This window comes from Pseudomonas sp. NPDC089547 (assembly GCF_050280665.1).
Taxonomy (GTDB): domain Bacteria; phylum Pseudomonadota; class Gammaproteobacteria; order Pseudomonadales; family Pseudomonadaceae; genus Aquipseudomonas.
Map to the genome: position 1 here is coordinate 20,911 of NZ_JBNNVS010000025.1, position 13,884 is coordinate 34,794.

Genomic DNA, 13,884 nt, shown 5'->3' on the forward strand with positions numbered 1-13,884 from the left:
AAACAATCCTCTTAGGTAATAACGCCGCGCAGTCTACCAGTTAACACGCCTTGCTGCCTGACTGTGTGCATGTGCCGGTAGCCAGTTCCCTGGCCAAGGCCCGCTCCACACGGCACATGTGCCGCGCCAGTGCCTGCCGGCGCAAGCGTACCTGGGCTGGGGGCAAGCTGCTGTTCTCCAGGGCTTCGCAGGCTGCCATTAGTGCGGGGGCTTCCAGCATGCGTGCGGCGCTGAGCACCTTGTGGGCCTGGTCGACAATGGCATCGCGGTCATGCTCCGGGTGCAGCGCCATCAGGCTGGCGAAGTCGGCTTGCAGGCTTTGCTGCAAGGCCAGCAGGAAGCGCTGGCGGTCGGCGGGGTCAGGCCCGACGACTGCGGCCAGGCCGTCCAGGTGGTAAAGCTTGCGCTGGGGCATTTGCCGGTGTTGGGGGACAATGCCAGCCAGACGTTGACTGAGGGTGCCCAGGCTGATCGGCTTGAGCAGGCAATCGTCCATCCCGGCACTCAGGCACTTGCGGCGCACCTCTGGCTGCGCGTTTGCGGTGTAGCCAAGGATGGTGCAACGTTGGCGCTTGCCATGGCGCTCTTCGGTGCGCACGGCAGTTGCCAGTTGGTAACCGCTCATGTGCGGCATGTTGCAATCGAGCACCAGCACATCGAACTCACCGGCCCGCCAGGCGGCCAGGCCTTCTCTGCCGTCGCGTGCGCTGGCGTGTTCCAGGCCCAGGTAGGCAAGCTGTTGCGCCATCAGTTGCAGATTGGCCGGATGGTCGTCGATTACCAGCACGTTCAGCCGCGGGTCGGGCGCATGGAGCTTTTCGATCAGCGCAGTTGGCTGCACGGGGGCATCACACTGTTGCAGCGGCATTATCAGGCGTACCCGGGTGCCGACGCCTTCGAGGCTCTTGATGGTCAGCTTGCCGCCCATCATTTCACACAGGTTGCGGCAGATGGTCAGGCCCAGCCCGGTACCTGCGCGCGCGTTCTGGCTGTGCGGGTTGGCCTGAATGAACGGGTTGAACAGGCGCTGCAGGTCGTCGGCGTGGATGCCGATGCCACTGTCACGCACTTCCAGTTGCAGCACCCTGGGTGTGTTGGCGCCGTTATCCAGAAGGGCGGCGCTGATGCGCACCTGGCCATGTTCAGTGAATTTGATGGCGTTGCTGATAAGGTTGGACAGCACCTGCTTGAAGCGCAGGGGGTCGAGCCAAACGGTGCAGTGCGCGGCCGGCTCGATGACCACCTCCAGTGCCAGGCCTTTCTGCCGCGCTTGCCCCTCGAAGATACGCCCCGCGGACTCTACCAATTGCGCCAGGTCGACGGCCTCCGGGGCGAGCGTCAAGTGCCCGGACTCGATGCGCACGATGTCGAGGATATCGCCGATCAGCCCCAGCAGGTCTTTGGCGGAGTGGTGCGCCAGCTCTAGTGCGCTGCGGTCCAAGCGGCCCTGGTCAGCGCGCTTGACCGCCAGTTCGAGCATGCCGATCACGGCATTCATAGGGGTGCGGATTTCATGGCTGATGGTGGCCAGGAACGTGCTTTTGGCACGGTTGGCATCGTCAGCCTGCTGCTTGGCCTGGCGCAGGTCCATGACCAGCTGGCGGCGATCACTGATATCGATCCAGCCACCGATGATGCCCTGTACCTCGCCCAGCGAGTCGCGGTACGGCAGGATCCAGTGATAGATGGTCAATTCGCGGCCCTTGATCCGCAGTGGTCGGTCCATGATCAGCGGCGAACCTGCGGCCATGACCTTCACGTAGTCGGCCTGGATCTGGCGAGTTTGCTCGGCATTGGTGAACAGGCTGTTGTCGAGTTGCTTGCCAAGCACGTCCTCGGACCGGGCCTGCACGGCTTCCAGGTAGCTGTAGTTGCAGCTTTTCAGGCAGCCCTCACGATCACGTACGTACATAGGGTGGGGCGTGCCGTTGAGCAAGGCGCGCATGAACGCCAGTTGGTCGTTCAATGCACGTTCGGCACGTTGGCGTTGGCGAATTTGCAGGCGCAGGCGGGCGTTCCAGAGTAAAACCAGCAGCAGAAGCCCTGCGGTGCCCAGCAGCACCTGCAGCGCGAGCCGGCGGTAGCCTTGGTAGCTGGCGTCGTCGTGCTGGGCGTATCCTCGCCAACGGTGGTTGATCACCCCCAACTCTTCCGGCGAAATGCTCAGCAGTGCTTTGTCGAGGATCGAGACCAGCGCGGGTGATGAATGACGGGTGGCCATGGCGAAATGGGCAGGTTCGCTGCCAACCGTGGTACGGATGACCAGCTCGGGATTGCCGGCCAGCGCATGGTTGGCGTCGATCAGGGGGGTGATGACTGCATCGACGGCACCGCTTTTGAGCAAGGCCATGGCGTAGAAGGCGCTTTCGGTTTCGACCCAGCCAACCTGTGGATAGTGCAACGACAACATCGCGTCCATGTCGCTGTAGCGGGTAATGGCGATGCGATGACCCTGCAGTTGCTCCAGGGAGGTCAGAGTCTTCTGGTCCTTGTGGTTGACCAGCACGTAGGCACTTTCCAGGTAAGGCCTGCTGATTTGCAGGTTGTCCTCGGTCGCCCCGCCAGTGGCGAGTGCTGCGATGACATCTGCGCGACCTTCCTTGAGGCGGGTAATCATGTCCGCGATGCCGCTGGCACGCTGTATTTCAAAACGCAAACCAGTACGCAGGCGAATGACTTCCAGCAGGTCGGCGGTGATGCCGCGAAAATGCCCTGAGCCATCGAAATAGGAGAGCGGCGCAGCCGTGTCATCGATTGCCACGCGCATCACCGGGTGGTCCTGCAGCCATTGTTCCTCGGCTTTTGTCAGTTGCAGCTTGCGGTCGGACAGCAGCAGGTCGCTGCCAGCGCTCCAGCGTTTGAAGATATTGGTGCGTATGGCAGGTGTCTGGCTGTCCAGGACAGTGTTTACCAACTCCATCAGCAGCGTGTCCTGCTGGCGCAGGGCAAAGCTGAAACCGATGGCCTCATGCTTGGCGAAATTGGCCATGCGCAGTCGCGGCAGGTGGCCACGGTTGAGTTGGTAGTGGGTGGAGATGGTGTCGCCGATGTACACATCGGCCTGGCCAAAAGCCACTGCGTTCAGGCCTTCACTGGAGGAGCCGAAGGCCACAAGTTCGGCCTCGGGGTAGGCGTTGAGTACCTCCTGCCTGGGCAGGTAGTGGTAGAGCATGCCCAGGCGCACACCCCGCATGCCCGTGTCCAGCGGCCGGCTTTCGTCCTCGCGCGTGACCAGCACAGGTTGATCGATGGCGTAGGGTCGCGACAGTGCCAGCCCCTCGCTGACGGCCTCATAGCCATTGGCGCTGCCGAGCAAGTCGATGTCACCTTGCCGGAGCGCCTCCACTGCCGCATGCCGGCTGGGAAAACGCAGCACCCGCACCGGAAGTTGCAGGGCGCTGCCGATCAGGCTTGCATATTCGGCGGTAAGGCCCTGATAGTCGCGCCCGCCACTGGTGATGTCGAAGGGCGGGTAATCCGGTGCCGACGTACCCAGCACCAGTTCCTGGCGGCTCTGCAGCCATTGCTGCTGTTCGTCCGTGAACGCAGGCTGGGTCAGTCTGGCCGATGAACGAGCCAGTAACGTGTAGGAAGAGGCCTCGTGATGTGTGGCCTGCGACACGCCGCTGAACATCAGCAAAGCGAGCAGCAGGCGAGCGATAGGGCGCGCCATGATCACCCTCAGGCCAGCGCGTTGCGTTTGGCCATGTCGATCAGGTCGACCAGTGTAGTGACCTGAAGTTTGTGCATGAGGCGCTTCTTGTAGGTGCTCACGGTCTTGCTGCTGAGGAACATGCCCTTGGCAATTTCCTTGTTGCTGCGGCCTTGGGCGAATAGTTGCAGCACCATCAGTTCACGGTCATTTACCTGGCGGAATAGTTCAAGGTCGCTGTCGGCTGACTGGTTGTGCTTGATTGCCTGGCTGGGGAAGTAGTTATAACCGGCCAATACCGCCTTGATTGCGCTGAGCAGTTCGCCCAGGTCTTCCTGCTTGCACACATAGCCTGCGGCGCCCGAGTGCATGCATCGCACGGCAAACAATGCTGGAGATTGCGCAGTCAATACCAGCACCTTCAATGGCAGGGCCATGGCCTGGAAACGCGAAAGTACCTCAAGCCCGTCCAGCTTGGGGATGCTGATGTCGAGGATGACCAGGTCGGGAGCGGTTTCGCGAATCATCTGCATGGCGTCCACGCCATTGTCCGATTCGCCGACAATCTTGTAATTCTGGTTTTCCAGCAACATACGGACGGCCAGGCGGATGACAGGATGGTCGTCAACAATAAATATGGAATGCATGTTCAATTTCCCTGCGGGCGATTGAGGGGGACGAACGGCACCATATCGCAGTTGGAAGTCATCAGGCATACGAACAAGGGCTATTCGCCCTTTATGGGAAATGGCTTACAAGATAAAACAAAACGGGCTACGAAAACTGCGTGCTTGACGCGATGTCAAAGCGTGATTGGTAACTTTTTGTAGGTGTTTATTCGTTCTGTTTAACTTGCCGCCCATATATGTAGGAAGTTTCTTGCAAAACCGGGTGCAGCACCGGCTCAAGGCAGCGGGGCTGCACCGGTGCACTCAGGTCGGGCTGGAGCGCCCGGTCATTTCCCGGGCCATTTCGCTGGCATAGCTGTCGGTCATTCCGGCGATGAAGTCGATCATGCGCAGGAAGGCACTGTGCAGCGAAGCATGCGGGTCCGGCGCATTGTTGCCGATAAGGTCCAGTACCCGGCGGCTCTTGAACGATGGCGTGCGCCCACCGTGCTGTTCTAGAGCAGCACCACAGAAGGTGTTGAGCAGAATCTCCAGGGTGGTGTAGGCACCGATTTCGTGCAGGGTCTTGCGCTTGTCCTGGAAGATCTTGTTGCGCGCCATGTCTTTGGCCTGCAGCACGCAGCGTTGGGCCGGGCCGTGCATGTGCTCGACCAGGTCGCCCGTCAGTTGCCCGCCCAGCAAGGCCTGTTGCTGTTCGACGAACGCGTGGGCGGCGGCGTTGGTCAGGTGTTCGATGGCCTTGCCACGCAGGATTGCCAGTTTGCGCCGGCGGGAATCGCGTGGGCCGAGCTGGCGGTAGGTTTCCGGCAGGTCCTCGCCGACCAGGTCGAGCAGCAGCGCTTCGACTTCGGCGTACTCCAGCAACTCCATTTCCAGGCCGTCTTCAAGGTCGATCAGCGCGTAACAGATATCATCGGCGGCCTCCATCAGGTACACCAGCGGGTGGCGTGCCCAGCGTTGGTCTTCCAGCAGCGGCAGGCCAAGCTTGCGGGCGATCTGTTCGAGCAGGGGGAGTTCACTCTGGTAGCTGCCGAACTTGTGCTTCTTGTAGCCCAGTGCGTCGGCGTGCCGCGCGCTCCAGGGGTACTTCAGGTAAGTGCCGAGGGTGGCGTACGTTAGCCGCGTACCGCCGTCGAACTGGTGGTACTCCAGCTGGGTGAGCACACGAAAGCCCTGGGCATTGCCTTCGAAGTTGAGGAAGTCGGCGCGCTCGTCGTCACTCATGTCGTCCAGCCAGCCACGTCCTGCGGCCTGCTGGAACCAGTGGCGGATAGCGTCTTCGCCGGAGTGGCCGAAGGGCGGGTTGCCGATGTCGTGGGCCAGGCACGCTGACTGCACGATCATCCCCAGGTCGCTGGGGGCGCACCAGTCTGGCAGGCTGTCACGCAGCGTTTCGCCCACGCGCATGCCCAGCGAACGGCCTACGCAGCTGACTTCCAGCGAGTGGGTCAGGCGCGTGTGGATATGGTCGTTGCTGGATACCGGGTGCACCTGGGTCTTGCGCCCGAGGCGGCGGAAGGCGCCGGAGAAGATGATGCGGTCGTGGTCTTTATGGAAGGGGCTGCGCCCGAGTTCATCGGCGCTATAGAGGGCTTTGCCAAGGCGTTCGCGGGTGAGCAGGGTGTGCCAGTCCAAGGCGCGGTCTCCTTTAGTTGGATAGCTGAAGCATATCCTGTAGGAGCGGCCTTGTGTCGCGAAAGGGCCGCAACGCGGCCCCAGCAAAAGTTGCCGTGATACCAGAATCCTGGAGCCGCTTTGCGGCCCTGTCGCGACACAAGGCCGCTCCTACAGGGACCGCACACACACAGTGGTCAGGGGCGGCGGTTACCTTGCAGGTACAGGCGAACCAGCGGCAGCAGGCTGCTGCCCAGGCGCACCAGGCGTGCCAGGTTGCCACTGCGCACGCCTTTGCCAGTCAGGAAGCCCAGCGCCACCACGGCACCAATCCCCCACAGCGGCGCATGCTTGATCCCCAGCCCTTCGTGTAACGAGCTGCCCATGCCTTGTACGCGGCGCAAAGGCTCCATCAGTTGGCCCGACTCGTGGCGGATTTCCTGGCGGTGCATCTCCATGCGAAGGCGTAGCAATGCCTTGCGCAGTTCGCGCGGGTTACGGGTGTTCGGCAGTTCTGGCAGGCTCATGGCAACAGGCGCTCCCGGTCTTTGGCAAGTTCTTCGAGGGTGGCGCCGAACGGCGACGATTCGTCAAACACTGCCGCCTTCAGGCGCAACCCGCAATACAGCGCGGCAATACCATAGAACACGCACAGGCCGATGATGCCGGCCAAGCGATAGCTGTCCCATAGCAGTACCAGCAGCAGCCCGGACAGTGCGGTCAGCAGCAGCAGGGCAAACACCAGTGCCAGGCCGGCGAACAACAGCAGGCTCAAGGTGCGGCCCTTCTGCTCCTGCAGCTCGATGCCGAACAGTTCGATATGGCTGTGCAGCAGCCCCAGCGCAGCCGCCCCCAGGCGCTTGCCCGAAGCGCTGGCACCGTTGGCGTCATTCTCCATGGGAACCCCTTAGCGCCGGTTGGCCAGCAGGCCGATCAACAGGCCCACGCCAGCCGCGATGCCAATCGCCTGCCACGGGTTTTCCTGCACGTACTGCTCGGCGCTACCCAGCGCCGCCTGGCCGCGGTCGCGCACGGAGTCGTGGGTCAACTGCAGGGTTTCGCGGGCCTGGGCAAGGCGGTCATGAATCTGTTCGCGCAATTCGTCGGCCTGGTCGCCTGCCAGGTTGGCAGTGTCGGCCAGCAGTCGCTCGGTGTCACGCACCAAGGCCTGGAAGTCAGCCATCAATATCTCTTGTGCAGTCTTTGCCGATTTGCTGGCCATGGGTCTCTCCCTGTCGATGTGTGTTGGTGGTTTGAGTGATAGCACGCGCGGAAGGTTCAAGTGGTGGTGCTGGTATGGGCCTTGCTAAGTCTTTGCCACGTTGCGGGGCGCCACCGTCGTGCCTTGCGCCGATTCAGGGCGCCAATGCAGCGAATACCGATAAACCTTAACCTAATCCACGACAAACCCAAGAAAAAACCACGCAGGCCCCGCCCGGCTCACCGAAACAGGGCAGGGGGCTGGCACCGATTCGGTGCAGGGATGCAGGTTCTTGAACTGTCCTGGTGCCTTTTCAGCAGGTCTGCCTATTTCATGGAAAACATGCACAGCGCTATGGACTCCCTGGTCCACGGTTCCAACACCCTGTTCATTCTCATGGGCGCCATCCTGGTGCTGGCGATGCACGCCGGCTTCGCGTTCCTCGAAGTGGGCACGGTGCGCCACAAGAACCAGGTCAACGCCTTGTCGAAGATCCTCAGCGACTTTGCCATCTCGGCGCTGGTGTATTTCTTCATCGGTTACTGGATAGCCTATGGCGTTACTTTCTTCCAGCCGGCAGCGGCGTTGGCGGCAGACCATGGCTATGCACTGGTCAAGTGTTTCTTCCTGCTGACGTTCGCTGCGGCGATCCCGGCGATTATTTCGGGGGGCATTGCCGAGCGCGCGCGCTTCGTGCCGCAACTGTGTGCCACGGCGTTGATCGTGGCGTTCATCTACCCGTTCTTCGAGGGCGTGGTGTGGAATGGCAACCTCGGCCTGCAAGCCTGGTTGCAGGCCCGCTTCGGCGCACCTTTCCACGATTTTGCCGGGTCCGTGGTGGTGCATGCCATGGGCGGTTGGCTGGCGTTGGCGGCGGTGCTGCTGCTGGGCGCGCGCCGTGGGCGCTACCGCGATGGCCGTCTGGTGGCGTTTGCGCCGTCGAGCATTCCCTTCCTGGCGTTGGGGTCGTGGATCCTGATTATCGGCTGGTTCGGCTTCAACGTGATGAGCGCCCAGACGCTGCAGGGCGTCAGCGGCCTGGTGGCGATCAACTCGCTGATGGCCATGGTCGGCGGTACCCTGTCGGCCTTGCTGGCTGGGCGTAACGACCCGGGCTTCCTGCACAACGGGCCGTTGGCCGGCCTGGTGGCCATATGCGCGGGCTCTGACCTGATGCATCCGATTGGCGCACTGGCTACAGGCCTGGTGGCGGGTGCGCTGTTCGTCTGGACCTTCACCGCTGCACAGAACCGCTGGAAGATCGATGACGTATTGGGCGTGTGGCCCTTGCATGGCCTGTGCGGCGTGTGGGGTGGCATTGCCTGCGGCGTGTTCGGCCAGGTTGCCCTGGGCGGCGTGGGCGGCGTCAGTCTGGTCAGCCAGCTGCTGGGTAGCCTGATGGGTGTGGGGGTGGCATTGGCCGGCGGTTTTGCCGTGTATGGCACGATCCGGGCGTTGCATGGCCTGCGCTTGAGCCATGAGCAGGAGTTCCAGGGGGCGGACTTGTCGCTGCACCGTATTGGCGCCACCAGCCAGGATTGAGCCAGGTCAGGTGCGCGGACGGCAGGACGGACCTAGAATAGGGTTCTCCCTGCCAAACCGGAACGTACCCCATGCTGCCTGAATGCCAACTGTTCGGCACCCTCGGCTGCCACTTGTGCGAAGTGGCCGAGGCGGTGCTGATGCCTTTCGTCGAACATGGCCTGTTGGTGGAGCTGGTCGACATTGCCGAGGACGAGGCCCTGTTCGAATGTTATGGCCTGATCATTCCTGTGCTGCGGCGCCGTGATAATGGCGGCGAGTTGTACTGGCCATTCGATGCCGAGCAGGTGGTGGCGTTTCTCGCGCAGTAGTGCCTCCAGGGGAGATGCAACCCGGCGCCATGGTGAAGCAGGCAAGCTGATCATCCGGTGACTACATTCAGTCATCGGGAGCTTCACCATGTTGATCACCCCGCATTTCACCCTTGATGAAATGACCGTTTCGCAGCTCGCCGCCAGGGACGGGTTCGATAACACACCACCACCTGAAGCCCGGGCCAACCTGCAGTTGCTGTGCGGGGCGCTCGAACAGGTACGCGCGCTGTTCGGCATGCCCATCATCGTCAGCAGCGGTTATCGCAGCGAGAGGGTCAACCGACTGATCGGCGGCGCCCCGAAAAGCCAGCATGTTCAGGGGCTGGCGGCAGACTTCACGGTGATCGAAATCAGCCCCCGCGATACTGCGCGCAAGATCATCGACAGCTCAATCGTCTTTGATCAGTTGATCCTCGAATTCGATGGCTGGGTACACCTGTCGGTGACACGCGGCACGCCCCGGCGCCAGGTGCTGACCGTTCGCAAAGGCACTGGCTACCTGCCGGGGCTGCAATGAACCGCATTGACGGCAGCAAGGGGATGTTCGTATGCTGTATATAAATACAGTATCGAGGTGAACCTATGCTCAACGTCGAGCAACTCAAGTACAGCGTCAACCGCATGCCCGTCGAGCAGGTGGCTGATGCCGTGCTGGAACTGCGCCTCGAAGGCCTGGTCACCGATGACCTTACCCCGTTCGGCAAGGTCCACTTCAACACCTGTTTCGCCGAGATCGAGGCCCTGTTCCAGCGTGCCGGTTACCACCGCGGGCTGGATGTGGTGGGTTACCAGGGGTTGCTGTACGCCCTCTACGACCCTGGTCGCTGGGAGCCGGTGCAGGTGCTGCGTTGGCTGAAGGAACGCAGCGAGGCCATCGGTAAGGCTGGTTGAGGGCGTGGGCTTGGGCGATAATGCGCGGCCGTGAACGTTTCGAGCTTTGCCATGACCACGCCTTTCGACCCCGCCCGCCAGCAAGCCAGTACGGTGTGCCTGCCCCCCGGTAACTGGGCGACAGTGCTCGATTGCCTGTGTGACCATTTCAAGGCCATCGACCGCGCCCAGTGGCTGGACCGCTTCGCCCGTGGCCGGGTGCTGGACGCCGAAGGGCGGGTGGTTTCTGCCCAACTGCCGTATAAGCGTGGCATGCGCTTGCACTATTTCCGTGAAGTGCTGAACGAGCGCCCCATCCCGGTGCAAGAGACGATACTGCATGTGGATGAGCACCTGGTGGTGGCTGACAAGCCGCATTTCCTGCCGGTGACGCCAACCGGTGAATACGTCGAACATACCTTGCTGCGCCGTCTGATCCGTCGTCTGGACAATCCGCATCTGGTGCCGTTGCACCGTATCGACCGGCACACCGCCGGGCTTGTGCTGTTTTCCGCCAACCCGCATACCCGAAGTGCCTACCAGCGGCTGTTCCCGGAAAGGCGTATCGACAAGCGTTACCAGGCCATTGCCGCAGCCATGGCGCAGCATGCGTTTCCGCTGGTTCACAAAAGCCGCCTGGTGCATGGCGAGCCGTTCTTTCGCATGCACGAAGTGGAAGGCGAGGCCAACAGTGAAACCCTGGCCGAGGTGCTGGAGAAGAATGGTGAGCTGTGGCGCTATGGGCTGTCGCCAGTGACTGGCAAGACCCATCAGTTGCGCGTGCACATGGCGGCGTTAGGGGCGGGGATCTGCAATGACCCGTTCTACCCGCAACTGCTCAACGAAGAAGATGACTACCAGCGCCCACTGAAGTTGCTGGCGCAGAGCCTGCGCTTCCAGGACCCGCTGTCCGGGCAAGAGCGGTATTTCGAAAGCCGCTTGCAACTGGACTGGTAGTTGAGCGGTGTTGGTGCACCCAAGGGTTGGACCTTGGGGGCACCCGGCCTGACGCTTAGTCGCGATACTCGCACAGGTAGGCGGTATCCACCTTCACCTGCAGCTGGAACTTGCTGTCAGCCGGCACATTGAACTTGTCGCCTGCCTTGAAGGTTTCCCAGTTGTCGCTACCCGGCAGCTTCACGGTCAGCGCGCCCGATACCACGTGCATGATCTCGCGCTTGGCCGTGCCGAATTCGTACTCGCCCGGGGCCATCACGCCGACAGTGGCCGGGCCTTCTTCGCCCGCGAATGCGATCGACTTGACGGTGCCGTTGAAGTACTCGTTGACCTGGAACATGGGCGACTCCTGAAAAGAGGGGATGAAAAAGGGCTGGCCAGTATGCCCAAGCCCACAGGCCTCGTCATCTGCTTTCAGGTGCCATTGGCGGGAAGCGTCAACGGCAGCAGCCGCGCGGTGTTGCGCGCGTCTTCCAGGGCCCTGTGCTGCTGCCCGCAAAAGTGCATGCCGGCCAGTTGCAAGGCACCGTTCAGGCCGGTGGGGCGTTGCAGGTGGCGGGCTTTGGCAAAGCGCTGCTTGAGGTTGATGTGCGGCAGCGTGCGCAGCAGGCTGTCGAGCCCATGTTGCCGCCATTCCTGATGCAGCTGCTGGCGGTCGTAATCGCCCCAGCTGACCCAGGCCTGAAGTTGCCCACGGTGGTGCCCAAGCCAGCGTTCGAAGCTTGTCCACACCTCGTTAAAGGCTGCAGCACCGTCCACGTTGGCCTGGCTGATGTGCGTCAGCTCGCGGCAGAACGGTGTCAGCTGTGGCCGCCGCCGTGGCCGTACGAACCGCTGGAAATGGTCAACCTCGCGGCCTTCGCGGGTAACCAGGCTTGCGCCGATTTCAATGACTTCCATCTCCGTGACCGGCCACCCACCCTCGTCGGTGGTGGCTTCAAGGTCGATCACCAACCAATGGCCCATACCAGGCTCCCTTGCAGATCCTGCTAGAGCGTAGCCAAACTCCGTGCTTACGGCACCCCCTGGCATTTTGCCCTCTGCTTTGGCATAAAGAGTGGCACAAAGATCAGGCCCCAACAGTTGTGTCGCCCCCTGAAAACGCCTAGCTTAAGCGGACCCAGGCATGAACCGTGATGAGTGTCCGTCTTGACTCCAGCACCCGGCCTCAAGGCCCTGTCCACCCTGATGCTGCTGGCCGTGTACTGGCTGGCGGTGCCGGCATGGGCTGCCGATGCCATCGAGGTCAAGATCGGCGCAGCGCATTTCCCGCCCTATACGGTGCGCCCCGAGCAGGGGGCCGACACCGGCCTGCTGCCGCAGTTGGTCGACGCGCTCAACCGCTTGCAGCAGGGATATCACTTTGTTCTGGTGCCCACGTCCATCCAGCGGCGTTTCGGTGACTTCCAGCAAGGCCGCACCGACATGGCAATTTTCGAGAACCCGCAATGGGGTTGGCAGCAGATTGCCCATCAGGCCGTGGACATGGGCCTGGAGGATGCCGAAGTGTTCGTCGCCCGTCAGGCCAATGGTAGCGACCCGCATTACTTTGATGATCTGCGTGGCAAGCGCCTGGCATTGTTCAACGGCTACCACTACGCGTTCGCCCGCTTCAACCCCGACCCGGAGTACCTGCGCAAAACCTACAACGCAACATTGACCTACTCCCATGACAGCAACCTGCTGATGGTGCAGGCTGGTCGCGCCGATATCGCCCTGGTCACGCGCTCCTACCTCAGCGATTTCATGAAGCGCAACCCGGCCAGCAGGGTGCTGTTGACACCTTCGAAGCGTATTGACCAGGTCTACCACCACTACGCCTTGCTGCGGCCGGGGGCGCCGATCGGCGAGCAGTCGTTCGCCGGCCTGCTGCGGGACCTGCGTGACAGCGGCGAGCTGGCACGCATCTTCGAGCCATACCGCATCACCGTCAGCGCGCCAGAGGACTAAATTCGCGCAGCGTGGCAACGTTCTTTGGAGTGAGCCTTTTCTTCATTTTCGTGAGTCAAGCCCATGCCGTTCGATGCCGCATCGCAGCCCCAGTCACCGCCACGCTGGCGCAGCCTAAGTGCCGAGGAGGGGGGCGGCTGGTTAAGCCTTACCCTTGAAGGCCGCCCATTGATCCAGGTGCGCCTGGAGGCGGGTACCACCCTGCACGTTCACCTTGATCGCCTGTGCCCCGAGCGGCCTTATCAGGCGTTGTGGGCTGCCTGCTACTGGTTGCTGGCCCGCGACACGGCCTGTCAGCGCCTGGTCTGGCACTTTCCTGAGGTACAGCCCCAAGTGTTGACCAGTGGTTTGCTGCTGGTGGGGGAGCAACCCGGCCAGTATGTGTGTGAAAGGGCGCTGTTCTGGCAATTGCCCCAGCCCTGGCTGGGTGAGGCGACGGCGACGGTTTACCCGCAGCAGATGCAGATCAGCAACGGCAAGCGCCACCCCCGTCGCGCACCCAAGCCTCGTGGCGAAGTGTATCGGCGCTTCGATGCGCGCCTGGGTAGCTGGGTCTCATTGCGCACGCTGGAGATCGAGCACGACCTGGAGCGGTTCAACCACTGGCAGAACAACCCGAGGGTGGAAGCGTTCTGGCAGGAGGGCGGCACATTGGCCCAGCATCGCGAGTACCTGGGCAAGCTGGAAGCCGACCCGCATACCCTGACGTTGATCGGCTGCTTTGATGATGAGCCGTTTGCCTACTTCGAGGCGTACTGGGCCAAGGAAGACCGCATTGCGCCGTTCTACCCGGCTGATGACTACGACCGCGGCATCCACATGCTGGTGGGGGAGGAGCATCATCGCGGGCCTCACAAGGTGGCCAGCTGGCTGTCGGCGCTGGTGCACTACCTGTTCCTGGATGATCCGCGCACCCAGCGGGTGGTGGCCGAGCCGCGCGCCGACAATGGCAAGATGATCGGCTACATGCAGGACCAGTGCTTCCATTGCGACAAGGAATTCGACTTCCCGCACAAGCGGGCGGCACTGATGATTCTGGGGCGGGAGCGGTTTTTCGACCGCTGCAAGTTGGCTTGAGGGCCATGGGGCCGCTTTGCGGCCCATCGCGACACAAGGCCGCTCCTACAGTAGATCGCGATCCCTTGTAGGAGCGGC

15 protein-coding genes are annotated in these 13,884 nt (G+C 62.1%); 7 read left to right on the forward strand and 8 right to left on the reverse strand.

Annotated features, from left to right (window positions below; genetic code table 11):
- Positions 1–40 precede the first annotated feature (40 nt).
- The 6 genes from ACQKPZ_RS17785 to ACQKPZ_RS17810 form a co-directional block, all read right to left on the reverse strand.
- Entirely contained in the window at positions 41–3,673 is a 3,633-nt protein-coding gene (locus ACQKPZ_RS17785; protein ID WP_427540541.1) for an ATP-binding protein, read from the reverse strand.
- Between the two features lie 8 nt (positions 3,674–3,681).
- Complete coding sequence (locus ACQKPZ_RS17790) at positions 3,682–4,299, reverse strand: response regulator (RefSeq protein WP_427540544.1); 618 nt, start codon at positions 4,297–4,299, stop codon at positions 3,682–3,684.
- Between the two features lie 285 nt (positions 4,300–4,584).
- On the reverse strand, positions 4,585–5,916 hold the full coding sequence (locus ACQKPZ_RS17795) for a deoxyguanosinetriphosphate triphosphohydrolase (RefSeq protein WP_427540546.1): 1,332 nt from the start codon (positions 5,914–5,916) through the stop codon (positions 4,585–4,587).
- A 176-nt stretch (positions 5,917–6,092) separates the two neighbouring features.
- The gene (locus ACQKPZ_RS17800; RefSeq protein WP_391136349.1) at positions 6,093–6,422 is read right to left on the reverse strand and encodes a hypothetical protein; all 330 of its coding nucleotides are present in this window, start codon (positions 6,420–6,422) and stop codon (positions 6,093–6,095) included.
- Positions 6,419–6,793 carry a phage holin family protein gene (locus tag ACQKPZ_RS17805; RefSeq protein ID WP_013971683.1) on the reverse strand — a complete coding sequence of 125 codons (375 nt, stop codon included), beginning with the start codon at positions 6,791–6,793 and terminating at the stop codon, positions 6,419–6,421. Before ACQKPZ_RS17805 ends, ACQKPZ_RS17800 begins: the two co-directional genes overlap by 4 nt.
- Positions 6,794–6,802: 9 nt before the next feature.
- Positions 6,803–7,117 carry a DUF883 family protein gene (locus ACQKPZ_RS17810; RefSeq protein ID WP_391136354.1) on the reverse strand — a complete coding sequence of 105 codons (315 nt, stop codon included), beginning with the start codon at positions 7,115–7,117 and terminating at the stop codon, positions 6,803–6,805.
- 312 nt (positions 7,118–7,429) lie between these two features.
- Here ACQKPZ_RS17810 and ACQKPZ_RS17815 point away from each other — a divergent pair, with 312 nt between their 5' ends.
- The 5 genes from ACQKPZ_RS17815 (at position 7,430) to ACQKPZ_RS17835 (ending at position 10,779) form a co-directional block, all read left to right on the forward strand.
- Positions 7,430–8,638, forward strand: coding sequence for an ammonium transporter (locus tag ACQKPZ_RS17815; protein WP_427540549.1), 1,209 nt, complete (start codon positions 7,430–7,432; stop codon positions 8,636–8,638).
- Between the two features lie 71 nt (positions 8,639–8,709).
- A complete protein-coding gene (locus ACQKPZ_RS17820; RefSeq protein WP_391136360.1) occupies positions 8,710–8,949 on the forward strand; it encodes a glutaredoxin family protein in 240 nt (79 codons plus the stop codon).
- A gap of 88 nt (positions 8,950–9,037) precedes the next feature.
- Positions 9,038–9,469, forward strand: a complete 432-nt coding sequence (locus tag ACQKPZ_RS17825) for a D-Ala-D-Ala carboxypeptidase family metallohydrolase (RefSeq protein WP_427540552.1) — start codon at positions 9,038–9,040, stop codon at positions 9,467–9,469.
- A 65-nt stretch (positions 9,470–9,534) separates the two neighbouring features.
- Entirely contained in the window at positions 9,535–9,843 is a 309-nt protein-coding gene (locus ACQKPZ_RS17830; RefSeq protein ID WP_427540555.1) for a transcriptional regulator, read from the forward strand.
- A gap of 51 nt (positions 9,844–9,894) precedes the next feature.
- Positions 9,895–10,779 (forward strand): pseudouridine synthase, encoded by an 885-nt coding sequence (locus ACQKPZ_RS17835; protein ID WP_427540558.1) that lies wholly within the window; start codon positions 9,895–9,897, stop codon positions 10,777–10,779.
- A gap of 55 nt (positions 10,780–10,834) precedes the next feature.
- Here the strand turns inward: ACQKPZ_RS17835 and ACQKPZ_RS17840 are convergent, their stop codons facing one another.
- Positions 10,835–11,119 carry a pyrimidine/purine nucleoside phosphorylase gene (locus tag ACQKPZ_RS17840; protein WP_003259920.1) on the reverse strand — a complete coding sequence of 95 codons (285 nt, stop codon included), beginning with the start codon at positions 11,117–11,119 and terminating at the stop codon, positions 10,835–10,837.
- Positions 11,120–11,193: 74 nt separating this feature from the next.
- Positions 11,194–11,745, reverse strand: coding sequence for an exonuclease domain-containing protein (locus ACQKPZ_RS17845; RefSeq protein ID WP_427540561.1), 552 nt, complete (start codon positions 11,743–11,745; stop codon positions 11,194–11,196).
- Between the two features lie 183 nt (positions 11,746–11,928).
- On the opposite strand from ACQKPZ_RS17845, the gene ACQKPZ_RS17850 reads away from it, so the two are divergent.
- Together ACQKPZ_RS17850 and ACQKPZ_RS17855 are read left to right on the forward strand one after the other, a co-directional pair.
- The gene (locus ACQKPZ_RS17850; protein ID WP_427540564.1) at positions 11,929–12,729 is read left to right on the forward strand and encodes a substrate-binding periplasmic protein; all 801 of its coding nucleotides are present in this window, start codon (positions 11,929–11,931) and stop codon (positions 12,727–12,729) included.
- Between the two features lie 63 nt (positions 12,730–12,792).
- Positions 12,793–13,806, forward strand: a complete 1,014-nt coding sequence (locus ACQKPZ_RS17855) for a GNAT family N-acetyltransferase (protein WP_427540567.1) — start codon at positions 12,793–12,795, stop codon at positions 13,804–13,806.
- The last annotated feature ends 78 nt before the right edge of the window (positions 13,807–13,884 follow it).